The sequence below is a fragment of the Nocardia carnea genome (assembly GCF_029868855.1).
GTDB classification, from domain to species: domain Bacteria; phylum Actinomycetota; class Actinomycetes; order Mycobacteriales; family Mycobacteriaceae; genus Nocardia; species Nocardia carnea_A.
The window spans coordinates 25,958-47,729 of record NZ_JARWOV010000288.1 but is presented as its reverse complement, the minus strand read 5'-3'; the positions used below and the strand labels follow the sequence as shown (position 1 = coordinate 47,729).

Genomic DNA, 21,772 nt, shown 5'->3' with positions numbered 1-21,772 from the left:
CGTTGATCTCGCGGTAGACCGTCCGTGAAGGGGCGGGCTGTAATTTTGGAGCCGCTCCGCGGCTCGAGGGTGGGGCCCTATTAACCCCTGGTCTTCCCTCCTCCGCTCCTCCGCTTCGCTCCCCCGCTCCGTCAGTCCAGACCAGGGGCGGGCCCCACCCTGGGAAGGCAGACAGTTCGGGAGGCAGTGACGCACAGACTCGGTTCCCGCGATAGCTGACCGAGCCACAGATCGGATCAGCGCAGGGAGGACGGGATGAGGGGTTCGTCCAGTAGGCGACGGAACCTGTCGGCGCGGTCGTCCGCATCCGTAGCGCGGTCCAGCCAGCCGCCGAGCAGTTTGTAGCCCTCGACGTAGGTGCTGATGTAGGCGCGCCACAGGGGGGAGGACAGGAAACGCAGCGACTGGCGGGCGCGGTCGGGTGTCGTCAGCGACCAGCGCTCCAGGAACCCGGCCACCTCGTCGGCGTCCTTGCCTCGGTCGTGCAGCATGAGCGCCGCGTCCTGGCGGACACCGAGCAACTGCGCCGACGCCTCCGACAGCCGTTCGGCGCGTTCACCGTCGAACCGCAGACCCAGATCCGCGTAGATCTCCTGCGCCCATTTCCCCCAGCCGTGGCCGATGATCGAGTGCAGCGCCAGATCGGCGAGCCCCTCGGCCATCAGGCACTGTGGCGTGTTCACCAGAAAGATCGTCTGCTCGCCGTGCCCGGCGGCCACCAGCCCGGCTTCTTTGCGGCAGTGCTCCGTGTGATGCCCCGGGTACGCCTCGTGCGCGATGAGTTTGGGGAGTACCGCCATGTGCTGGGGCAGATCGGAGTTGATCGCGACCTTCGAGCGGTAGTTACCCAGGTAGTAGTTGAACCCGGACCACGGCTTGTCCCCCACCACCTCGTAGGTGACATGTTCGTGGTCGGGCAGCGGATACCGCGCACGCACGAGCTCGCGCAGCGCTCCGGAGAATGCGTGTACGCAGTCTTCGAGCCGGCCCGGTGGGATCTCGTCGGCCTTGCGGTGGGCGGCCATCCGTTCGGCTAGTGGCCCCTCACCATCCAGCACCTCATCGATCTTCTGGTGCGCCTCCCGGTATTCGGCCGGGTCGCCGAGTGCGATGTCCACATCGAAGTACCTGCCGACCTCGTCCACGAAGCCGATCTCGTCGCCCGCGAACTTGCGCGCGGAGCATTCCAGTGCCCGCAGGTGCGCGTCGAGGAACGCGGTGCGCCGCGGCCCGAGTCCGGCGGCCAACAATTCGGCGCGTAACCGCGTAGCGGTACGGGCCAGCTCACGGGGTTCTGGCCGGGGCCCGTTCTCGACATCGCGGCGCAACTGCGGGGCGCCGGTGTAGGCGTCGACGAATCCCTCTTCGAGCCGGTCGAATGCCAATCCGAGCCGCAGGTATTCCGTTACCACAGGATGGGCTTGCATCCATCCGACGATAGCCGCGAACGCGATCTCTCGCGGCCCGTCCCGGCGCGCACCTCGTCATCGGCTCGAATATCCCGGTGCGCTGTGGTTATACCGACTCGTAATGGACCCCCTCGTCGGTCCACTCGTACCCGAGGGGCAGAATTCAGCCATGAGGGCACAGCCAGAGCGCCGGACCGACCACATCAGAGGTCACCGAGAGCACGGCATCTCACAGGTACGGCACCGGGAATACGAGTGTCCGGCAGAGTGGAGCGCTGAGTAGATGGCCAAGGCGAGCGAGCCCAGTCCCTATGTGGAATTCGACCGGAAGCAGTGGCGCGAACTGCGCAAATCGACTCCGCTGGTACTCACCGAAGAAGAATTGATCGGGCTGCGGGGCCTGGGCGAGCAAATCGACCTGGAAGAGGTCGCGGAGGTCTACCTGCCGCTCGCGCGACTCATCCACCTGCAGGTCGCCGCGAAACAACGGCTGTTCGCCGCTACCGCCACCTTCCTCGGCGAAGCACACCCCGATAAACAGGTGCCGTTCGTAATCGGGGTAGCCGGCAGTGTCGCGGTCGGTAAATCCACCACCGCTCGTGTTCTCCAGGCGTTGCTGGCCCGATGGGATCACCATCCGCGGGTCGATCTGGTGACCACCGACGGTTTCCTCTATCCCACGGCCGAACTCACCCGCCGCGGCATCATGCACCGCAAAGGTTTTCCCGAGAGCTACGACCGGCGCAAACTGCTGCGCTTCGTCACCGAGGTGAAATCGGGCGCCGAAGAAGTATGCGCGCCGGTGTATTCACATATTTCCTACGATATCGTCCCCGGCGAATTCCACTGTGTACGCCAGCCGGACATCCTGATCGTCGAAGGCCTGAACGTCCTGCAAACGGGGCCGCGCCTGATGGTTTCGGATCTGTTCGATTTCTCGATCTATGTGGACGCCCGAATCGAGGATATCGAGAGCTGGTACGTGCGCCGGTTCCTGAGCCTGCGCGCCACCGGATTCGCCGATCCCAAGGCCCATTTCCACCACTACGCGAAATTCACCGATTCCGAGGCGACCGCCGCCGCCAAGGACATCTGGAATTCCACCAACCGCCCGAACCTGGTGGACAACATCCTGCCCACTCGTCCCCGCGCAACGCTGGTTCTGCGCAAGGATTCCGACCACAGCATCAACCGCCTCCGCCTCCGGAAGCTCTAGCTCGCCTCAGGTTCCATAACGGCGGTGGCGGGCGGCGTAATCACGGAGGGCACGCAGGAAATCCACGCGGCGGAATTCGGGCCAGTAGACCTCGGTGAACCAGATTTCGGAGTAGGCGCTCTGCCAGAGCAGGAAACCGGAGAGGCGCTGTTCGCCGGAGGTGCGGATCACCAGATCCGGGTCGGGTTGCCCGGAGGTGTAGAGGTGCTGACCGATGGCGTTGACCGTGATCGACTGGACCAGGTCCTCCCCGGTTTCCCCGGCAGCGATCTCCTGGCGGACCAGCTGACGTACCGCATCGGCGATCTCTTGGCGGCCGCCGTAGCCGATGGCGACGTTGACGTGGGTGCCGGTGCGTTCGCGGGTGCGTTCGGTGGCGGTGCGCATCCGTTTGGCGACCAGATCGGGCAGTCCGTCGAGGGAGCCGACGATTCGCACTCGCCAGTTCTGCTCGGGGGCGGCCAGTTCCTCGACCACATCGGTGATCACTTCGAACAGTGTTTCCAGTTCTTCTTGTCCGCGGCGCAGGTTCTCGGTGGAGAGCAGGTAGACGGTGACCAGCTCGATCCCCTCGGCCTCACACCAGCTGACCAGTTCGGCGACCTTGAGAGCCCCGACCCGGTGCCCGTGGGTGATATCGGTGAACCCGTTCTCCCGGGCCCAGCGGCGGTTGCCGTCGCACACCACGGCGACGTGGCGCGGATGCTGTTTATCCGCAAGCTTCTTGGCCAGACGGGCCTCGTAGATGCGATAGGGAAAGCCCCGCAGCCGACTCGGAAATTCCACGACGACCTACAGTACGCCTTTCCCGGGTTTCATCCGCATTCGCCGCCGAACGTGGGGTAGGACACAGTGGCCCGTGTTCGCGGCGAACCCGGTACAGTAACGATCGAAGCAACTTACGCTGCCGTAGGTTACTGGCGAGTCAAGGATTGACCGGTGGGCCGTAACGGCGAATCATCCGGGTCACCCGGACAGTCCGAGCCGTCGCCGCCACGCCCAGCCGCTCAGGAGGTTCCGTGTTCGACCCGGCAGACCCGAGATCCGGCACCGGCGAGCCGCCGGAAGATCCCGGCAACCGGCGGCGGTATACCCGCGCCGGCGAGAGCCGTGCTCCCGGCCTCGACACCGCGCGAAGCCCCGATGACGACGATCCGGTACCCAACCCCGCCGAATCCCTGGTCGCGCTTGTCAAACCCCGGATGCGTGGCTGGATCCACACCTGGGCCACCGGGATCGCAGCCGTCGCGGTGATCGCTCTGGTCGCCGCCGCCACGACCGTATCGACCACCGCTGTCGTCGCGACCGCTGTCTACGGGCTCACGATCTGCGCACTGTTCGGGATAAGTGCCACCTACCACCGGATCACCTGGACCACTGTGCGGGCCCGGGTCCGGATGAAACGCGCCGATCATTCGATGATCTTTCTCTTCATCGCCGGTACCTACACCCCGTTCGCTCTGCTCGGGCTGCCTGCCTCGACCGGCCGGATCTTGCTGGCGGTGGTGTGGGCCGGGGCCCTGGCCGGGGTCGCGCTGAAGATGCTGTGGCCGCATGCCCCGCCCTGGGTAGGAGTGCCCCTGTACCTGCTGCTCGGCTGGGCGGTCGTGCCGGTGGGCGGGGAACTCTACCGATCGGTGGGTCCGGTGGCGGTGCTGCTGCTCGTGGCCGGCGGTTTGGCCTACAGCATCGGCGCGGTGCTCTACGCGACCAAATGGCCGAACCCGTGGCCCACCACCTTCGGCCACCACGAGTTCTTCCACGCCGCCACCGTGTTCGCCGCACTGTGCCATTACGTGGCGATCTGGCTGGTTCTGCTGGATTGACCGGCCGCCGCACAATGGGCCGGATCGCATGCCGATAGTGGGCATATGCCCAGCTGTGTCGATTAGGCTGCTGACTCGTGTCCTTCGATACCGGCCGCTCCGGCGACCGCGGCCGCCGCGGGTAGTCCGGCGATGAGCGACGGCGGTACGGTCCGGCGCCGGCCCGGCGCGATCTCCCGGCTGATGCTGTGGAGCGTCCGTGCCCGCTGGGGCCTGTCGCTGATGGTGATCGCCGCGCATTTCGCCGGTCTGGCCGTGATCGTCACCGAACTCTGGCTCATCGGATTCCCGAGCCGGGTCGGCGCCGATCAATTGGGCGCGCTCGCCGCCGTCACCGTCTATCCGGCGCTGGCGATCCTGGCGGGGATCGGTTTGGCCGTCCGCGACCGGATGGCTTACTTCGGCTGGCTCGACCAGTCCCGCAAACCGACCCCGAACGAGGCGCGCCGCCTGCTCCACCTGCCCATCGCGGTATCTCTCCGGGCGATCGCCATGTGGACACCGGGGGTGGTGATCTCGGCGGGGCTGCTGGCCCGGCTCACCGCGGAGAACGATTTCGTCGTCCTGCTCGCCATGTTCACCATCGGCGGCCTGGAATCGGCCGGTCTGACCTATCTCGTCGTCGACCGGGTGATCCGGCCCGTGGTGCCGATCGTCGCCGGTGTCCTCGGCGCGACCATGCACTGGAGTTCCTCGGTGTTCGTGCGGGTCGGGCTGGCCTGGGCGGTATCCGGTGCGATGCCGCTGAGCGCGTTGATCGTGGTGCTGGCCGATCCGGCCGCCACCCAGGAGCACCGGATCCGCACCGGAATCTATCTCGCGGCGATCAGTCTGGTGGTCGGGGCGGCGGCCACCTGGGCTCTGGCCCGGGCAGTGGCCACCCCGTTACGCACCCTGCGGATCGCGGTGGACCGGATCACCCGGGGCGATCTGGACGTGCGAGTACCGGTGGGCAGTGCCAGCGAGATCGGCCGGCTGGAACATTCGGTGAACGAGATGTCGGCGAATCTGCGGGAGCGGCTACGGCTGCGCGATGTGTTCGGCCGGCATGTCGGCGAGGAGGTCGCCGAACGCGCCCTCGCGGGCGGGGTCGACCTGACCGGTGATGTGCGGGAAGTGACGGCCCTGTTCGTGGATGTCACCGGGTCGGTGGCGATATCCACCGGACTGCCGCCGCAGGAATTCGTCGCCAAACTCAACCGGCTGATGGCGACCGTGGTCGCGGCCACCGAGGACAACGACGGCCTGGTCAACAAGTTCGAAGGCGACGCGGCGCTGTGTATATTCGGCGCGCCGATCGCCCTGGCGGACAATGCGACCCCCGCACTGCGCGCGGCCCGCCGGATCCGGGACGAGATCGCGGCGGCCGGGGAGCTGGATATCGGTATCGGGGTGGCCCGGGGCCGGGTGTTCGCCGGCGATCTCGGGACCGACACCCGGCGCGAGTACACCGTGATCGGCGATGCGGTGAATGCCGCCGCCCGGCTCACCACCCGTGCCAAGGAGGTCCCGCGGCGCATCCTGGTGTCGCAGAGCGTTGTCGACGCGGCCGCGGCGGACGAGCGGGCGAACTGGGTGAAGTACGGCGCCGTAGCGCTACGCGGGATCAGCGAGCCCACGTCGTCGTGGACCGACTGGGAACCCGGGCCGACAGCGTAGGAAATCGGCACCCGGGCGGCTCCTCATCGTTTCACCGCGCCTCACCCCGATGCGGACTCCCTGGTCAGGGCAGCACGTAAATCATCCGGTGTGGTCACCGGGAGATCGCAGACTGTTCCGCGGCACACGTAGGCCGCGGCGGTGCCCTCGATCGCGGGGCGATCGGCGAGCAGCGGGACGGTATCCGCGGTCGCCCGCACGACGATCGCGCCGCCGGGCGCGTGGGTACGCGTGACCTCCAGCAACTCCACATCACCCACCGGCACGTAGCCGGTGGTGGAAATCGCGATCTGCAAGGGGCCCTGTAGCGCGGCCTCGGCGACCGTGAGCCACTGCCCGGCCGAACGCGGCGCCTTGGCGAGCACCACCGCACCTCGGGCCAGCGTCTGATCGGCCAGTTCGCGATAGCGGCCGGCGTGCTCGGGTTCCACCACGGCGGAGGCCGTCAGCAGCGCCTCGGCCAGCACGGACGCACCAGCCGGGGTGGCGCCGTCGATCGGGTCACGAGGTCGCGCGATCAACGTTTCCGCATCATCGGCGGTATCGAACCAGCTACCGGGTTCGTCCGGGTCGGCGAAATGGGTGATCGCCGAATCCAGGATCCGCTGGATATCGGGCAGCCATCCGGCCGACCCGGAGTACTGGTGCAATGCCAGCAGCGCGGTCGCCAGCCACGCATAGTCCTCGAGCACACCGGCCGAGGTTCCGGCGACTCCGCCCAGCGAGGCGCGCAGCACGCGGTCGCCGACCACGTGGATATCGAGTATCACCCTGGACAACTCGTAGGCGGCGTCGAACCAGTCGCGCCGGTCGAGTGCGTGGGCCGCCTCGCACAGCGCGGTGATCGCCATACAGTTCCAGGCGGTGACCATCTTGTCGTCGCGCTCGGGTTGCGGGCGGCGGTCCCGGGCGGCCCGCAAGGCGGTGCGTACCCGCTCGAATCGTTCGGTGTCCTCGGGGTCGTGGAGACGGGTGAGTACCGAGCTACCCTGCTCGAAGTTGCCGGCCGTGGTGACCCCGAAAACCTCGCCCGCCCAGGCCCCGTCGACCGGGCCGAGTTCGCCGGCCAGTTCGGCGGGGTTCCACACGTAGGTGGCGCCCTCGATCCCGGGCGCGCCCGGTTCGACCTGGGTGTCGGCGTCGAGGCCCGAGGCGAAACCGTTCGCGGTCGACAGATCGTCGAACAGGAAGCCGACCAGTTCCTCGGTGATCCGCCGGGGCAGCGGATCGTCCGGCGTACGCCGGGCCAGATGCGCGTAGAACCGCAGCAGCTGCGCGTTGTCGTAGAGCATTTTCTCGAAATGCGGGACCACCCACGCGGCGTCCACCGAATAGCGGGCGAACCCGCCACGCAACTGGTCGTAGATACCGCCGCGGGCCATGGCCTCGGCGGTACGGTCCACCACCTCGCGCACTTCGGGATCGCCGGTGCGTTCCCAGCTGCGCAGCAGCCCTTCCAACAGCGCGGCCGGCGGAAATTTCGGGGCGCCGCCGAAACCGCCGTGCACCTCGTCGAAATCGCGGACCGCCGCCGCGACGGCATGATCCAGTAGTTCCGGGGTTATCCGGAATTCGCTCTCCGGGAGCCCGCTCGCCTGCGCGCGCAGCGCATCGGCCACCTGGTCGGCCGCGGTATCGACGTCGGCGCGCCGGTTGCGCCAGGTATCGGTGATGGCGGTGAGCAGCTGCGTGAACGACGGCATCCCGCCGCGCGGCACCTTCGGGTAGTACGTCCCACAGTAGAACGGCTCGCCCGCCGGGGTCAGGAAACAGGTCATCGGCCACCCGCCCTGACCGGTCATGGCGACGGTGGCGTTCATGTACACCGCGTCGAGGTCGGGACGTTCCTCCCGGTCGACCTTGATACAGACGAACTCCGCGTTCATCTGCGCCGCCGTGCGCTCGTCCTCGAACGATTCGTGCGCCATCACATGGCACCAGTGGCAGGACGCGTACCCGATCGACAGGAGAATCGGCACGTCTCGGGCAGCAGCCTCCGCCAGCGCTTCGGAACCCCATTCCCGCCAGTCGACGGGGTTGTCGGCATGCTGACGCAGATAGGGCGAGGTCGCACCGGCCAGACGGTTCATACCTCCAGCCTTCCACAACCGTGCGAAACCGGCCCGAACCGCCGCTCGCCCGAATCCCGTGATCGGTTCACCGGCCGGCGCAGCCAGACCTTACAAGTGTTTGAGTCGTTTCGGCGGGTGGTCGATCACGAATCGCAACTACTGTTCGTCGGGTGAGTGAAGCACCGGGCTGGGCCGCTATCGATGCGGGCCTTCGACAGCTGTACGGGAATGCCGAGCCGTTTCATCTCGGGACGAAACAGCCTTGGGCGCTGGGGGGACCTGATCCGCTCGACGGAATAAGCATCTACCAGCACGACGGCCCGCTGCCACATTGGCATTACATCGGTTTCGGCATGTCCGAACTGTATGAAAAGAGTTCACCCGATCCCGAGATCTCCGGCTGGGGATTCGAATTCACCTTCCGACTGGTTCGTCGGCCGGATGAGTCGCAGCCACCTATGTGGCCCGCCGTACTTCTGCAAAAGCTCGGGCGCTACGTGTTCGACTCCGGCAATCGGTTCGAACCCGGCCACACCATGCGGGCCAGTGGTGCGCTGGCGGCCGACCGGCCCGACAGCGCGATCCGCGCCATGGCCTTCACCATCGACCCCGAACTCGGTGAAATGGCCACGCCGCACGGCATCCTGCGATTCCTTCAGATCGTCGGTCTCACCGAGGAGGAATATCGAACAGCCCGCGGCGGAAACAGTCCCGCGGTACTGAACCATCTCGCCGGTTACCTTCCCCTCCACGTCACCGACATCGATCGTGGACCGCTGATCGCCGGCTGAACCGATTTCGGCGAGTTGACAGGCGGGACCGGCGGCACCCGGCAATACTCCCGGTATCGCGGAAAACCCAGACGACACGAGAACAGATGGCCAATATCGTAGCGGCGGCACGTGACTTGATACAGGTCGTCGATGGAACCGATTGGGAGCCGGCGCGAGTTCGCGCGGCCCAGGACACCATGTATGCGGCTCTCGACGCACGGGACGGCGATATGGACGAGGCTTTCACAGTGTTGCTCGGCCGGCTGTCCCGTTCCCGGGTCGAAGACGGTGACGGCGTTGCCCATGTGGCGATCACCGCCGGCGCGCTGGTCGAGGCCGGCGCATCTGCCCACATGCTCGTCGATGCACTCCTGCCGAAGCTGGTGCCCGTGCTCCGGGCGGCTCGCCGTTACGCCGATCGGTGCCTGGACCAGCTCGAACCGCCTGTCGCCGGCGACAACGAGCAGGACAGGGAAGACCTCGGGGAGACGATGGCCGACGCCGCGCTGCGTGTGGACGGCCGACCCATCCCTCGTGATCTTTTCCGGGCGGGGATGGCGGACGACCGGCCGGGCGCGACGAGCCTCTACTGGCTCGGCCAGTGGGTACGTCCTGCCGTGGCGGCACTGACCCGTGATCGGGATTCGCTCCGGCGGGCAATCGCCGATCGGGAACTCGTCGCCACTACCCGTTCCGTCGCCGACGCCGGTGCGCACTGGCTGGATGTTCTGCTCGGCGTGGAGCTCGACCAGACGTGGTTGGTCCTGTGCCCGCTGGAGGGCCGGGGTTTTCGCGTCCAGGTCGATGGCATCGCCGACAACTTCACTCTCCATGTCCTGCTGGCCGATGCTCTGGGCCGGTGCGGCATCCCGACGGAGCACAACCCTCCTGAGCTCTTCGACCATCTGCGCGGCATCGTGGACGACTGTCCACGCAACCACATCGTGGGATCGTTCAACCTGTACGACTTCCGTGCGGCCGTATACGACGTCGCAGAGCCGAGTAACGTCGCGCAGGAGTGCTGGGTATGGGGCGAAGGGAATCCCCGCGACGTACCCCTTTTCGAGGGAGTCCGAACGCTGGTGGTCGGCCCGCCCTGGGCCAGGCGCATCATCGGCTCGGACCGCACATTCTGGTCTCTGCCCGCAGACGTGCAGGTCATGGACGAACTCGCGCCGGAAGAACTCCAAGCGGTCCTTGCCCGAGCCGCCGCCGGTTCGGATGTTGAGCAACTTCCCGGGTGAATGTTCCAGGTGCATCTACAGCACAACAGCTTTCACGCGAGCGAACGTGACCGTACGGCGTCGTCGCGAACAAATTGCCGGGTCGGGTGAAGAAGTCCTCGGACGTTGAGAGCCGCCCGAAAGGGCGGCCCGGTTCAACCGATCAACCGCATTCGTCGGGAGCGGGTTCTCCGCGCAGCCTGGCGTCGAGCCAGGCGAAGGAACCGGGGAAGCCGGTGCCGAGCCCGCTCACGTGTTCACCGGGTTCGCTGCGGAACACGGCGGGAACACCGCGTGCGCACTGCTGCCGGTAGAGTTCGCGCGCTCCTTCGATGGGGATCCACAGGTCGTGTGCCGCGTGGTAGATGTACAGCGGCGCCCCGGCGGTGCGGTCGCTCAGGTCCGTACGCGCGAAGATCTTTTCGGCGACATCGCTGTCGAGCGGATCGGCGACGTTCGCGGTGACATCGATCGGTATGCCGATCACGCCCATCGGGCCGGCGAGCTCCCCGCAGGCGTTCTTGAGGGGAGAGGTCGCGGCCCACTGCGCCAGGTTGTTCAGGTGCCCGAGGATTTCGGGGTGTTCACGCGCCATCGCGAGGACGACCACCAGCAGGACCCCGGAGGCGAAATTTCCGTTGAACCGGTCGGCGATATCGCGATTGTCCGTGACCAGTCCACCGGTGCTCACACCGGCGACGACGTCGGACAGGTCCGGGGCGTATTCGTCGAGCAGCATGGCCGTCGCGTAGGAGGCGATACCGCCGCCGGAGTAGCCGCCGACGGCGAAACGGCTGTCGCCGAATTCGGCATCGGGCAGCGACCGTACGGCGCGGATCCCGTCGAGTATGACCTGTCCGGCGACATTGGGTTCCGCGTAGGCCATCCAGGGACCTTCATGATCCGGGATCAGCACGGCGTAGCCCCGGTCCAGAGCCCAGGAGGCGGTCGGCGGGAACGCATCGGTGGCGCTGCTGCCGCTGACGTTGCCGCCGAGTCCGTGCGCCAGCGAGTAACCGGGAGTGCAACGCTTGCCCAGCGAGTTGATCGGCCGGGCGTCTACCAGGACCGGCCGGGTTCCGGGACCGGGCCATGCGGTGGGTGGGGTGACCACTGTCGCCGTGCCGTAGGAAGGTTCGCCGTTCGCGGAGGTCGAGCGGTATTTCAGCAACCGGGCGCGGCCGACGGGCGCGGTGATCACCTCGGCCGCCGTAGCCGTCACATCCCGCTGCTCGAGGATATCGCCGGGTTTCGAATCACCCAGCCGCTCCGGCCACGTATCGAAGATGGGATCGCCGGACGGCGAGGACTGCACCGCATGCCACAGTGCCGCGAGTTCGGGGGCGATATCGGCGTGCGGTGGTGCGGCTGCCGGTGGAATGGGTGGCGCGGGTATCACATCATCGATCTGTTCCTGCAGTTCCGACGGTGCCACCGGCTCGGCGCGCCCCTCGGCGGCGGCCCAGTGTTGTCCGGTCAGGAGCAGGCAGCCGATCGTGCTCGTGATCAGCAGCATGCGTAGCGACCGCCCGCGAAAGAGCCGCGCAGGTCGATCATTCATTACGTGTCCTTCAGCGATCGGTGAACAGGTCGGTGCCAACAGGCATCGTGGGCGCCTTGTTGATCGGATGCCGTCTCGTAGCCGAACGCTATGACGCACTGTGCGTTTCGAGCAGCGCAGTCATTCTACTGATCTTGATGCCCTCGGGACCGTGGCGAAAACCACAGGGCGACCACGTGATTCACTGTGAGATTGCACCGATCTCCTGCCTCGATTTGCGGCTCACCGCAGGCAGCCACCGATACTGGTGGGAGTGTGTGAACAGAGGGTGAGGTACGCGTGAAGCCGCTTCTGGCGATCATGGTTGCTGTGCTTGTCGGTTGTGCGTCGCTGGGCGGGCAGTTACCCCGTGCCTCCGCGGAACCAACGGCAGAGCCGGAAGTGTCGAATCCGTCACCCATGCAGGAGTGGATCGACAACACGATCCCGGCTCCATCACAATTCACAGGTAGCGAACCCGACGAGGCGCTGTGGCGCGGGGTACTGCCGTCGGCGGTCGGCGATCCGATCTTCGACACCTGGCCCGCCGACCTCGCGACGCTCGCCCCGGGCCAGATCATCGAAACACGTGACATCACCGCGACGGCCGCCGTGCGAATGGCGACCCCCATCGCGCGGGCGACATTGCTGAAGTACCGGTCCACATCGGCCACGGGTGGTCCGACATTCGGAACCGCGACGCTGATCGTGCCGGCGGCCGCATGGACCGGACCCGGGCCCCGCCCGGTGGAAGTGAACGCGATGCCGATCAATTCGCTCGGTACCCACTGCACCCCGGGCTTCCAGTTGTCGCACGACCTCCTGGACCGGCCCAACGGCGATTTCCCGGTCTTCCTGCCGTCGGTTTGGCTGGCGCTGAACAAGGGATACGCGGTCCTCATGCCGGACCACGAGGGCCCGCTGATGGCCTACGCAGAACCCAATATCGCCGGACACGTCATGCTCGATTCGATTCGCGCCGTCCGCGCCCACGCACCGGCCGAGTTCGGTGCCAGCCGATATGTGGCCGTCGGCTATTCCGGTGGTGCGATCGCCGCCTACGCGACAGCCATGCTGCTCGACGAGTACGCACCGGAACTGGCCGATTCGCTGGTGGGCGCGGCGGCAGGTGGCCTGGTCACCGACAATGCGAACGTGGCCCACCAGTTCAACGGCAATATCTCCTCCGGGATCCTGCTGACGGTGGCGCTGGCAGTATCGCGGGAACGTCCCGAGATCTTGCAGTACATGAATCATCTCGGGCAATGGGTGGCGACCTCACCGCTGCGCGATATCTGCGGCGACACTTCCGGGCCTCTCGGTGTGGTCGGCATTCCGATCGATGTCGCGGCGAATACCGCGGGCGCACTCGACACCCCGTTCGCCGCGAGGATATTCGAGCAGCTGGACCTGACCGGCCGGACATCGACCGTACCGCTGTTCATCTACCACGGCCTGCACGATCCGTGGATCCCGCTCGGCGATGCCCAGCGCATGTATCGGCAACAGTGCGACCGCGGTGTTCCCGGCGTCTTCCGCGTCGTCGGCGGCGAGCACCTGCTCGGTTACGTGAGCGGCTATCCCGAACTCAGCGGCTGGATCGATGCGCGCCTGCGCGGCGAACCCGCGCCGAACGAATGCTGACCGGCGACCACGCCGTCGTCAGGTAGTCGCGGCCTTCTACCGTGGTCGGGTGATCAGAACCGCCGCGCTGGCCCATATTCGTGACCGTCGACTGATCCAGACCCGTTCGGTCGGAAAGTCCGTCTTCTACATGGCGGGCGGGAAGATCGATACCGGGGAGACAGCGGTGCAGGCACTGCACCGGGAGATCCGCGAGGAGCTGGGGGTCGGGGTCACCGAGGTGAGTGAACTGGGTGTTTTCCGGGCCGCGGCCTACGGCCACGCGAGCGGAACCCAGCTGCATATGACCTGTTTCCTCGCCGAGGTCACCGACGAGCCGAGGCCCACCGGAGAGATCGCGGAATTCCGGTATTTCACCGGTGGTGAGTACGCGGCCATGCCCGAAGTCGCGCCCGGTTCACTGCTGGTTTTCCGGCATCTGCACCAGCTCGGCCTTCTCGACTGGTAGCCGGTACTCGCCGCGCCGGTCCGGCGCGGATCCGCCGAATCGGCACCCAGTGGCTAGGAAGACCGCTCGGAATCGCTCACCGCACCGTTCGAGGACTTTTCGGCCCGGCGGGCCACGCCGGGTTCGGTGCCCTCGTCGGCTGCCTGATCCGGCTCGGGATGTTCGGGTTCGAAGGTTTCCGGCAGGTTCTTCAGATGTTTGTTCATCGAGCGGACCAGCAAGAACGTCCCGGCGAGCAGGATCAGTACCACCGCCAGCCCGAGCGGGGAGGCCTTACCGAACTCCGGGCCGGTCGGGGTACCCGGAGTCTGCGCCAGCAGCCCGGAGGCGAATACGGAGAGTTGCGTCACGGTCATCAGCGGTACTCATCGGTGATGCCGGCGAACAGGTCGGTTTCCGGGATATCGGTGCGCACCCGGGTGCGGGCCAGTTCGAACTCCTCGGTCGGCCACAGCCGCTGCTGCATTTCCAGCGGAATGGCGAAGAAAGCGCCGTTGGGATCGACCTGGGTGGCGTGTGCGCGCAGGGCGTCGTCACGACGCGGGAAGTATTTACCGCATTCGACCTGAGTGGTCACCCGGGCCATGATGTCACCGCGTTCCACCGCGTACTTGCGGGAGCGGTCCAGCCATTCCTGCAGCGGGAACGGTTCACCCATCCGGGCGAACTCCTCGGCGAAAACCTCCATCCGCCGGATCGTGAACCCGTGGTCGTAGTACAGCTTCAGCGGTGTCCACGGCTCGCCTGCGTCCGGGAACTTCTCCGGATCACCCGCGGCTTCGAACGCCGCCACGGATACCTCGTGGCACCGGATGTGATCGGGGTGCGGGTAGCCACCCATCTCGTCGTAGGTGGTGATCACATGGGGTTTGAACTCGCGGACCACCCGGACCAGCGCCTCGGTGGCCACCTCGAGCGGCACCAGGGCGAACGAATCCTCGGGCAGCGGCGGCAAGGGGTCGCCCTCCGGGAGCCCGGAGTCGACGAAACCCAGCCATGTCTGCCGCACACCCAGCGCGGCGGCCGCGGCGGCCATCTCCTCGCGCCGGATCTCGGGCATACGCTCCAGCACCCCGGGGGTGTCCATGGCAGGGTTGAGGATGCTGCCGCGTTCGCCGCCGGTCAGCGTGACGACGAGGACGTCGTTGCCCTCGTCGGCATATCGGGCGGTGGTGGCACCGCCTTTACTGGATTCGTCGTCGGGGTGGGCGTGCACCGCCATGAGGCGAAGGCCACTCACTTCTCGTTCACCGTCGCTCTCGGTCGCGGGTGTTCGGACTTCATTACCTATAGTTCCATCCGGACCCATTCTGTTCCGAGCTACCCCCCGGGAGCACTTGATAATGACCGAGCCCACGTCCGACCCCGGGCGCACCGACGCGGCGGATCCCGCCGGCGCCTCCCGCGGGGAGACCGGCGCGGGCAGCCACGACCACTACACCGACCGCTACGGCCGCGGCCCCCGCCCGAAACGGTGGCGCCGGACGGGCGCGCTGCTCACCGGCGTGGTGGTGCTGGCCGGTATCGGGATCGCCTATGTGGGCTGGACGAAATTCGGTCCGAAGGACATCGAATCCGAACAGCTCGGCTATACCGTGCTCGACGATTCCTCGGTCGAACTGCGGATCCGGCTCACCCGGTCCGACCCCTCGGTGCCGGTGGTCTGTGTGGTCCGGGCCATGTCCCGCGACCTGACCGAGATCGGCCGCCGCGAGGTCGTGATCGCCCCCTCGGGCGACGAGGAGACGGTGCGGGTGAGCACGGTCATCGAGGCCAGTGAGCAGCCCGCTTCGGCCGCGATCTACACCTGCACCGACAGCGTGCCGGGGTACCTGCGCACCGAGTGAATTCGGCTCCCGTATTGCGGACCCGCCAGTAAAAACTCTCCGACCTGCATCTTTGTGATTCATGCTAAAATGGCTTCACACACGGTTCCGGGGCACGGAGCCGTGTTTGCTGCATTGGCGGCCGACGCGGTCGATGCCGGGTAGGCGAAAGGTCCGGCATCAGGCTGTCGGGGTATTCGAACTTCCCGCAGATCGCGATAGCCGTCGGCTGAAGCATGCCTGCCTGCGGGTGGGTCGTGCGGCAGTGATCAGGAATCCCGGCCTGCCGGGGACAACTACTAGGGAGTGATCGAGATGACTGAGACCCAAGTGACCTGGCTTACCCCGGAGTCGCACGACAGGCTCAAGAGCGAACTCGACGCGCTCATCGCCAACCGTCCGGTCATCGCCGCCGAGATCAACGAGCGCCGCGAAGAAGGCGATCTCAAGGAGAACGGCGGCTACCACGCGGCGCGCGAAGAACAGGGCCAGCAAGAGGCCCGGATCCGGCAGCTGCAGGAACTGCTGAACAATGCCAAGGTCGGCGTGGCGCCCACCAAGTCCGGTGTCGCCCTCCCGGGGTCGGTCGTGAAGGTCTACTACGACGGTGACGAAGACGACACCGAGACCTTCCTCATCGCGACCCGCGAGGAAGGCCTGGGCAATGCCGACCTGGAGACCTACTCCCCCAGTTCTCCGCTGGGCGGCGCGTTGATCGACGCGAAGGTCGGCGAAACCCGCGAATACACCCTGCCCAACGGCAACACCATGAAGGTGACGCTGGTCAGCGCGGAGCCCTACCACAGCTGATGTGACGGCCGCGGCGCAATGCGCCGTGGAGCCGGCCAACGACACGAGCGGCCGCATCCGGCTTCCCGGATACGGCCGCTCGTTCATATGTATCCCTGCCGGCCTATCGGCTCAGCGCCTGCTCGAGATCGGACAGCAGATCGCTGATGTCCTCGATACCCACCGAGAGGCGGACCAGATCGGCCGGAACCTCCAGATCAGACCCTTCTGTGGAGGCGTGGGTCATGGCGGCGGGATGTTCGATCAGCGATTCCACGCCGCCGAGCGATTCGGCGAGGGTGAACACCTCGGTTTGTGAGCACAACTTCCGGGCGGCCTCGAGGCCACCGGCCAGCCGCACCGAGATCATCCCGCCGAACCGCCGCATCTGCTTATCGGCGACGGCATGGCCGGGATGTTCCGGCATACCGGGGTAGATGACCTTGCTGATGGCCGGGCTCCGGGACAGGAACTCGGCGAGGGTTTCGGCGTTGTCGCAATGCCGGTCCATTCGCAGCGACAGCGTTTTCGTGCCACGCAGCGTGAGGAAGGCGTCGAACGGGCCGGGGACCGCGCCCGCACCGTTCTGCAGGAACGCGAAGGCGGCGTCGAGTTCGGCGTCGTCGGTGATCAGCGCGCCGCCGATCACATCGGAGTGGCCACCGAGATATTTCGTGGTCGAATGCACCACCACATCGGCGCCGAGCAGTAGCGGCTGCTGCAGATACGGGGTCGCGAAGGTGTTGTCGACCACCAGTTTGGCGCCGGAGGTGTGCGCGATATCGGCCAGCGCCGGAATATCGCCGATATTGAGCAGCGGATTGGTGGGCGTTTCCACCCAGATCAGCTTCGTTTCGGGCCGGATGGCGGCGCGCATCGCATCGATATCGGCGACGGCGGCCGCCGTATAGCTGATACCCCAGCCGGTGAAGACCTTGTCGATCAACCGGAACGTGCCGCCGTAGGCGTCGTCCGGGATGACGATATGGTCGCCGGGCCGCAGCATCGCTCGCAGCGCACAGTCGGTGGCCGCCATACCGGAGGCGTACGCCCGGCCGTACCGACCCGATTCGAGGGCGGCGAGGTTGGCCTCCAGCACCGTGCGGGTGGGGTTGCCGGTGCGGGCGTATTCGTACCCGTCGCGCAACCCGCCCACTCCGTCCTGGGCGAAGGTGGAGCTGGCGTACACGGGCACATTCACCGCGCCGGTGCGCGGATCGGGATCGTAACCGGCGTGTACAGCCCTGGTGGTGAATCCCAGTTCGCTCATTACCCCACCATAAACGTCGTGCTCCGGGGTGTTGCACGCCGGTCGGGTCTATTCGTGCCGCGCGTGTGCCGAGGGCGAAAACCGCAGCTCGGAGCGGTAGCGCGGGTCACCCCGCCCGGCCCGTTCGGCCCCGTCCTCGGCCACCCCGGAATCCGGGATCCGGCCCGGCGGCGCGAGTTTCTGGTGTCAGTTCTTCGATCGGCCGCCCCGCACCGAGCAAGCCCGCACCACTTACCATTTCGGCGCACTCCACCCACCGTTCGCGGCGAATACACTGCCTCACAACGCGTCCCGCCCGAGCGGAGCACATTGTTACCAACCGTCACCCTCGGGCCATCTTCGTGTCACCCGTTTGCCCGGCAGGCAGCGCACGCTGATATCGCACCCGCGGCGAGTCGGGAAACGCTCCGGGTGAAGTACACGGAGGTGCGTTATGAATTCGCAGTCGCCCGGACCGGGCAATCGGCGGCCGGCCACTACAGCCGAAGCCGCCCCGAATTCGGGGATCGCGCGGAATTCGCGTGAACGCCCCGCCGCCCTACGATTACCCGATCAGCGCGAACTCGTCGCCGCATTCACCGCCGCCGAATACGCACCGGCCGGGCAGCCACTGCTGACCTGGGCGAACGCCTTGGCGCATCTGCACCGGCGCCGGCACGGCGATCCGCTGTCGACAGCCGGGATAGATTGCCGCCGGTCCGAAGTGGTCGAGCTGATCGACCGCTGGGTCAGCGCGCAGGCCACCGCGGCCCGGCCCCGCCGGATACGTGCCGATTCGCCGGGGACGACGATCGACCGGATGGCTGCGGCGCATGTGCACGCGAACCACCTGCTGCATCATTGCGAACGTGTATCCGACGACCGAGTGCACGCGGCGTGGTACCGGCTGGCCCTGCTCGCCGACGAGTGGACCGATCTGGTGACCGGAGCCGAACCGGTACGGCGCCGCGATTGACCTGCTCACCCGCCGCCACCTGCAGAATTGCGCTGAATATCACAATTCGATAAATCGCGGCGTGTTGTTACGATCGAGCAATGTTCGCCCTGGGTCCCCGTTTGTTCGAAATTTCCGCCCGTCGTTTCCTGGAGGGTATCCACCGAACTCACGGGGCTCCGGCGCTCGCCGCCGCGGCGGCGCTGCCCGGCCTGTCCGCGGAGTTGGATCAGCACGCCGCCGCGGTACGCGACATCCTCGAGCTGGGCGTCGACTCGGCCGACCGGATCCCCACCACCGTCCTGCTGGCCGGTTACATCCGTGGGCTCCTGGCCGAGCTGACCGCCCCGATCACCGAACCCGCCGATTGGGCGACCGCCGAATGGCTGCATCTGCGCCTGGCCGGAGCCTGCCTGCACAGTGTCCATGGCGTCGCCGCCGGTGTCGCGGGGCCGGAGTCCTATTGACCCGGCCCTCCCCGCCGGTCGCTCCAGACCGGGGCGGATTCCGACCACAAGTGATTTCCAGGCCCTGATAAATCCTTCCGCCGTGTACCGGAACCGGCACACGGCGGAAGGATCGCTGGGGTGACTCGCTTACCGCAGGTGGCGCGGTTCACCACCACCGTAGGGCGGCTGACCGCCGTACGGGTTGCCGTACTGCTGCCGGTAGTCGTTACCCGGCATCTGCTGGCCGAACTCACCGGGTTCCCCACGGAATCCGCCCTGTGCGGGCTGCGGATGATCCCACTGCTCCGGGTTGCGCGGCCCCGGCGCCTGTCCCCGGGCAGACTGCTGAGCACCGGCCCGCTGCCGGGACGCGTCCTCGCGGCCGCGCTGGTAGGCCTCGGCATGCCCACGCACCGCGGGCAACTCCTCTTCCAGCCCGCCCAGCCAGTTCTCCCAGCGCTGCTGCATCGGCCGCACCAGACCACCGCCGATACCGACCACCAGGATGCCGCCGACCGTCGCCAGGACCGCGATCAAGATCGGCGTAGTGACCGCGGTGGCCACCCCGATCTGGTTCAGTGCGGCGATGATGCCGATACCCCAGATGAACACCGAGGCGATCCGCCCGATCATCGGGCCGTAGCTCAGACCGCCCAGTGCATTGCTCACCAGATCGCTCACCGCATGCGCGATCGCGCCCGCGATACAGACGATCAGGATCGCGACCGCCAGCCTGGGCAGCCAACTGACGATGCCGTCGATCACATCACTCACCGGATTCGGCCCGAAAACACCGAAACCCAGCTGCAATGCGATCAGCAGGATCGCGTAGTACGCCAATTTCGCCAGCAGATCCGAGGCATCGTATTTGCTGCGCGAGAGCATCCGCTCGATCCCGCCGCGCTCGACCAGACGATCGAATCCAACCCGCTCCAGCACCTTGTCGACGATCGTCGCGACAACTTTGGCGATGATCCAGCCGATCAGCAGGATGACCAGGAAGCCGGCGAGCTTGGGCACGAAGGTCGCGATCGAACTCCACGCGTCAGAGAAACCCTGCTGGAAATCGATTGCCAAACTCGAGGTTCGCACAAGCCCTTCCCTTCGCTCTCCGAACGAACGTGGCATTTGCCACGAACGGTACCGGACTGGTTATACCCCGGAAGAGCTGCTCGAACCTAAGATTGCGGAATAATTGCTAGTGCACGGTCCGTCCGGTGCTCACAAAGCCCAGCAGATCATGGCGGGTGATCACGCCGACCGGTTTACCGTCCTCGACGACCATGAGCGCATCGGTATCCGACAGCGCCTTGGTGGCCGCGGAAATCGGCTCGCCCGATCCGATCAGCGGGAAGGACGGGCTCATGTGCTGAGCCACCGAATCGGTGAGCTGCGCGCGACCGGAGAACACGGCCGAGAGCAGATCCCGCTCGGAGACGCTGCCGGCCACCTCGCCCGCCATCACCGGCGGTTCCGCACCGACGACCGGCATCTGCGACACCCCGTACTCGCGCAGGATCTCGATGGCGTCACGCAGCGTCTCCGACGGATGGGTGTGCACGAGATCGGGCAGCTCCCCCGATTTACCGCGCAGCACATCGCCGACGAGGGTTTCGGTGGTGGACCCGTCGAGCGGGGTGCGCAGGAACCCGTAGGAGCTCATCCACCGGTCGTTGAAGATTTTCGACATATAGCCGCGCCCGCCGTCGGGCAGCAGTACCACCACCACCGCCTCCGGATCACGCCGTGCGACCTCGAGCGCCGCCACCACCGCCATACCGCACGAACCGCCGACGAGCAGCCCCTCTTCGCGCGCCAGGCGGCGGGTCATATCGAACGAGTCCGCATCGGAAACGGCGATGATCTCGTCCGGGATCGCCGGATCGTAGGCCGTCGGCCAGAAATCCTCGCCGACGCCCTCCACCAGATAGGGCCGGCCGGTGCCGCCGGAATACACCGAACCCTCCGGATCGGCACCGATGATCTCGACCTTCCCGCCGGATACTTCCTTGAGGTAGCGCCCGGCGCCGGTGATCGTGCCGCCGGTGCCGACACCGGCGACGAAATGCGTCACCGTGCCCTCGGTATCGCGCCAGATCTCCGGGCCGGTGGTCTCGTAGTGGCTGTCCGGACCGTTCGGGTTGGAGTACTGATCCGGTTTCCAGGCGCCCTCGATCTCGCGCGTCAACCGATCGGACACGCTGTAGTAGCTGTCCGGGTGCTCCGGCGGTACCGCCGTCGGGCACACCACGACTTCGGCCCCGTAGGCCCGCAGCACATTGCGCTTGTCCTCGCTGACCTTGTCCGGGCAGACGAATACACAGTGGTAACCGCGCTGCTGCGCTACCAGCGCCAAACCGACACCGGTGTTACCCGAGGTGGGTTCGACAATGGTCCCGCCGGGCTGCAACTCGCCCGACTTCTCGGCAGCCTCGATCATCTTCACCGCGATGCGGTCCTTGGAGCTGCCGCCGGGGTTCAGGTACTCGATCTTGGCCGCCACCAGCCCGGCCCCCGCGGGAGCCACCGAGTTCAATCGGACCAGCGGGGTGTTGCCGATGAGGTCCACGACATGATCCGCGATGCGCATACCCCCATCGTTGCAGAGGCGTTGCCGGTGGCCTCGGCGTGGTCCGCCGCGGCACCGCGTCCACCGCCCGCAAATCCGGCGCCCCCGCGCCCGAGCCTTTAGGA

The 21,772-nt window shown here is 66.7% G+C and carries 20 protein-coding genes; 11 read left to right on the top strand and 9 right to left on the bottom strand.

Annotated features, from left to right (window positions below):
* Window positions 1–236: 236 nt before the first annotated feature.
* Window positions 237–1,427, bottom strand: coding sequence for a DUF885 domain-containing protein (locus QH195_RS29920; protein ID WP_280437841.1), 1,191 nt, complete (start codon window positions 1,425–1,427; stop codon window positions 237–239).
* Between the two features lie 265 nt (window positions 1,428–1,692).
* Here QH195_RS29920 and coaA point away from each other — a divergent pair, with 265 nt between their 5' ends.
* Complete coding sequence (gene coaA / locus QH195_RS29915; protein WP_280426751.1) at window positions 1,693–2,625, top strand: type I pantothenate kinase; 933 nt, start codon at window positions 1,693–1,695, stop codon at window positions 2,623–2,625.
* A gap of 6 nt (window positions 2,626–2,631) precedes the next feature.
* On the opposite strand, the gene QH195_RS29910 is transcribed toward coaA, so the two are convergent.
* Window positions 2,632–3,411, bottom strand: a complete 780-nt coding sequence (locus tag QH195_RS29910) for an isoprenyl transferase (RefSeq protein ID WP_280426750.1) — start codon at window positions 3,409–3,411, stop codon at window positions 2,632–2,634.
* 416 nt (window positions 3,412–3,827) lie between these two features.
* On the opposite strand from QH195_RS29910, the gene trhA reads away from it, so the two are divergent.
* Both trhA and QH195_RS29900 read left to right on the top strand, forming a co-directional pair.
* Complete coding sequence (gene trhA, locus QH195_RS29905) at window positions 3,828–4,451, top strand: PAQR family membrane homeostasis protein TrhA (RefSeq protein ID WP_280426772.1); 624 nt, start codon at window positions 3,828–3,830, stop codon at window positions 4,449–4,451.
* A 132-nt stretch (window positions 4,452–4,583) separates the two neighbouring features.
* The gene (locus tag QH195_RS29900) at window positions 4,584–6,110 is read left to right on the top strand and encodes an adenylate/guanylate cyclase domain-containing protein (RefSeq protein ID WP_280437840.1); all 1,527 of its coding nucleotides are present in this window, start codon (window positions 4,584–4,586) and stop codon (window positions 6,108–6,110) included.
* Between the two features lie 41 nt (window positions 6,111–6,151).
* Here QH195_RS29900 and QH195_RS29895 read toward each other — a convergent pair whose 3' ends face one another.
* A complete protein-coding gene (locus QH195_RS29895; protein ID WP_280437839.1) occupies window positions 6,152–8,200 on the bottom strand; it encodes a thioredoxin domain-containing protein in 2,049 nt (682 codons plus the stop codon).
* Window positions 8,201–8,352: 152 nt separating this feature from the next.
* Between QH195_RS29895 and QH195_RS29890 the strand changes: the two genes are divergently transcribed.
* Window positions 8,353–8,973 (top strand): suppressor of fused domain protein, encoded by a 621-nt coding sequence (locus tag QH195_RS29890; RefSeq protein ID WP_280437838.1) that lies wholly within the window; start codon window positions 8,353–8,355, stop codon window positions 8,971–8,973.
* 86 nt (window positions 8,974–9,059) lie between these two features.
* Window positions 9,060–10,199, top strand: coding sequence for a hypothetical protein (locus tag QH195_RS29885; protein ID WP_280437837.1), 1,140 nt, complete (start codon window positions 9,060–9,062; stop codon window positions 10,197–10,199).
* A 142-nt stretch (window positions 10,200–10,341) separates the two neighbouring features.
* Here the strand turns inward: QH195_RS29885 and QH195_RS29880 are convergent, their stop codons facing one another.
* Entirely contained in the window at window positions 10,342–11,739 is a 1,398-nt protein-coding gene (locus QH195_RS29880) for a lipase family protein (RefSeq protein WP_280437836.1), read from the bottom strand.
* A gap of 399 nt (window positions 11,740–12,138) precedes the next feature.
* Between QH195_RS29880 and QH195_RS29875 the strand changes: the two genes are divergently transcribed.
* On the top strand, window positions 12,139–13,362 hold the full coding sequence (locus QH195_RS29875; RefSeq protein WP_280437835.1) for a lipase family protein: 1,224 nt from the start codon (window positions 12,139–12,141) through the stop codon (window positions 13,360–13,362).
* Window positions 13,363–13,411: 49 nt separating this feature from the next.
* Window positions 13,412–13,810, top strand: a complete 399-nt coding sequence (locus QH195_RS29870) for an NUDIX hydrolase (RefSeq protein ID WP_280437834.1) — start codon at window positions 13,412–13,414, stop codon at window positions 13,808–13,810.
* A 53-nt stretch (window positions 13,811–13,863) separates the two neighbouring features.
* Here the strand turns inward: QH195_RS29870 and QH195_RS29865 are convergent, their stop codons facing one another.
* Window positions 13,864–14,166: a hypothetical protein gene (locus tag QH195_RS29865; RefSeq protein ID WP_280437833.1), complete on the bottom strand. Its 303-nt coding sequence runs from the start codon at window positions 14,164–14,166 to the stop codon at window positions 13,864–13,866.
* Entirely contained in the window at window positions 14,166–15,032 is an 867-nt protein-coding gene (gene mca, locus QH195_RS29860; RefSeq protein ID WP_280437856.1) for a mycothiol conjugate amidase Mca, read from the bottom strand. Before mca ends, QH195_RS29865 begins: the two co-directional genes overlap by 1 nt.
* A 121-nt stretch (window positions 15,033–15,153) precedes the next feature.
* On the opposite strand from mca, the gene QH195_RS29855 reads away from it, so the two are divergent.
* Together QH195_RS29855 and greA are read left to right on the top strand one after the other, a co-directional pair.
* Window positions 15,154–15,657 carry a DUF4307 domain-containing protein gene (locus QH195_RS29855; protein WP_280437832.1) on the top strand — a complete coding sequence of 168 codons (504 nt, stop codon included), beginning with the start codon at window positions 15,154–15,156 and terminating at the stop codon, window positions 15,655–15,657.
* A gap of 294 nt (window positions 15,658–15,951) precedes the next feature.
* Window positions 15,952–16,446, top strand: coding sequence for a transcription elongation factor GreA (gene greA, locus QH195_RS29850; protein WP_280426740.1), 495 nt, complete (start codon window positions 15,952–15,954; stop codon window positions 16,444–16,446).
* Window positions 16,447–16,549: 103 nt separating this feature from the next.
* On the opposite strand, the gene QH195_RS29845 is transcribed toward greA, so the two are convergent.
* Complete coding sequence (locus QH195_RS29845; RefSeq protein WP_280437831.1) at window positions 16,550–17,695, bottom strand: cystathionine gamma-synthase; 1,146 nt, start codon at window positions 17,693–17,695, stop codon at window positions 16,550–16,552.
* Between the two features lie 433 nt (window positions 17,696–18,128).
* Between QH195_RS29845 and QH195_RS29840 the strand changes: the two genes are divergently transcribed.
* Together QH195_RS29840 and QH195_RS29835 are read left to right on the top strand one after the other, a co-directional pair.
* Window positions 18,129–18,650 (top strand): DUF4254 domain-containing protein, encoded by a 522-nt coding sequence (locus tag QH195_RS29840; protein WP_280426738.1) that lies wholly within the window; start codon window positions 18,129–18,131, stop codon window positions 18,648–18,650.
* 80 nt (window positions 18,651–18,730) lie between these two features.
* The gene (locus tag QH195_RS29835; protein ID WP_280426737.1) at window positions 18,731–19,096 is read left to right on the top strand and encodes a DUF6401 family natural product biosynthesis protein; all 366 of its coding nucleotides are present in this window, start codon (window positions 18,731–18,733) and stop codon (window positions 19,094–19,096) included.
* Between the two features lie 129 nt (window positions 19,097–19,225).
* On the opposite strand, the gene QH195_RS29830 is transcribed toward QH195_RS29835, so the two are convergent.
* Window positions 19,226–20,170 (bottom strand): mechanosensitive ion channel family protein, encoded by a 945-nt coding sequence (locus QH195_RS29830; protein ID WP_280437830.1) that lies wholly within the window; start codon window positions 20,168–20,170, stop codon window positions 19,226–19,228.
* Between the two features lie 106 nt (window positions 20,171–20,276).
* Window positions 20,277–21,668 carry a cystathionine beta-synthase gene (locus QH195_RS29825; protein ID WP_280437829.1) on the bottom strand — a complete coding sequence of 464 codons (1,392 nt, stop codon included), beginning with the start codon at window positions 21,666–21,668 and terminating at the stop codon, window positions 20,277–20,279.
* Window positions 21,669–21,772 lie beyond the last annotated feature (104 nt).

Excerpts from the sequence above, each read along its gene's own strand:
- QH195_RS29920 (WP_280437841.1), bottom strand. The coding sequence starts at position 1,427 with ATGCAAGCCCATCCTGTGGTAACGGAATACCTGCGGCTCGGATTGGCA.
- trhA (WP_280426772.1), top strand. The coding sequence starts at position 3,828 with ATGCGTGGCTGGATCCACACCTGGGCCACCGGGATCGCAGCCGTCGCG.
- QH195_RS29835 (WP_280426737.1), top strand. The coding sequence starts at position 18,731 with ATGTTCGCCCTGGGTCCCCGTTTGTTCGAAATTTCCGCCCGTCGTTTC.
- QH195_RS29895 (WP_280437839.1), bottom strand. The coding sequence starts at position 8,200 with ATGAACCGTCTGGCCGGTGCGACCTCGCCCTATCTGCGTCAGCATGCC.
- QH195_RS29855 (WP_280437832.1), top strand. The coding sequence starts at position 15,154 with ATGACCGAGCCCACGTCCGACCCCGGGCGCACCGACGCGGCGGATCCC.
- QH195_RS29900 (WP_280437840.1), top strand. The coding sequence starts at position 4,584 with ATGAGCGACGGCGGTACGGTCCGGCGCCGGCCCGGCGCGATCTCCCGG.
- QH195_RS29840 (WP_280426738.1), top strand. The coding sequence starts at position 18,129 with ATGAATTCGCAGTCGCCCGGACCGGGCAATCGGCGGCCGGCCACTACA.
- QH195_RS29865 (WP_280437833.1), bottom strand. The coding sequence starts at position 14,166 with ATGACCGTGACGCAACTCTCCGTATTCGCCTCCGGGCTGCTGGCGCAG.
- greA (WP_280426740.1), top strand. The coding sequence starts at position 15,952 with ATGACTGAGACCCAAGTGACCTGGCTTACCCCGGAGTCGCACGACAGG.
- QH195_RS29880 (WP_280437836.1), bottom strand. The coding sequence starts at position 11,739 with ATGAATGATCGACCTGCGCGGCTCTTTCGCGGGCGGTCGCTACGCATG.
- QH195_RS29885 (WP_280437837.1), top strand. The coding sequence starts at position 9,060 with ATGGCCAATATCGTAGCGGCGGCACGTGACTTGATACAGGTCGTCGAT.
- QH195_RS29875 (WP_280437835.1), top strand. The coding sequence starts at position 12,139 with ATGCAGGAGTGGATCGACAACACGATCCCGGCTCCATCACAATTCACA.
- QH195_RS29825 (WP_280437829.1), bottom strand. The coding sequence starts at position 21,668 with ATGCGCATCGCGGATCATGTCGTGGACCTCATCGGCAACACCCCGCTG.
- QH195_RS29845 (WP_280437831.1), bottom strand. The coding sequence starts at position 17,695 with ATGAGCGAACTGGGATTCACCACCAGGGCTGTACACGCCGGTTACGAT.
- coaA (WP_280426751.1), top strand. The coding sequence starts at position 1,693 with ATGGCCAAGGCGAGCGAGCCCAGTCCCTATGTGGAATTCGACCGGAAG.
- mca (WP_280437856.1), bottom strand. The coding sequence starts at position 15,032 with ATGGCGGTGCACGCCCACCCCGACGACGAATCCAGTAAAGGCGGTGCC.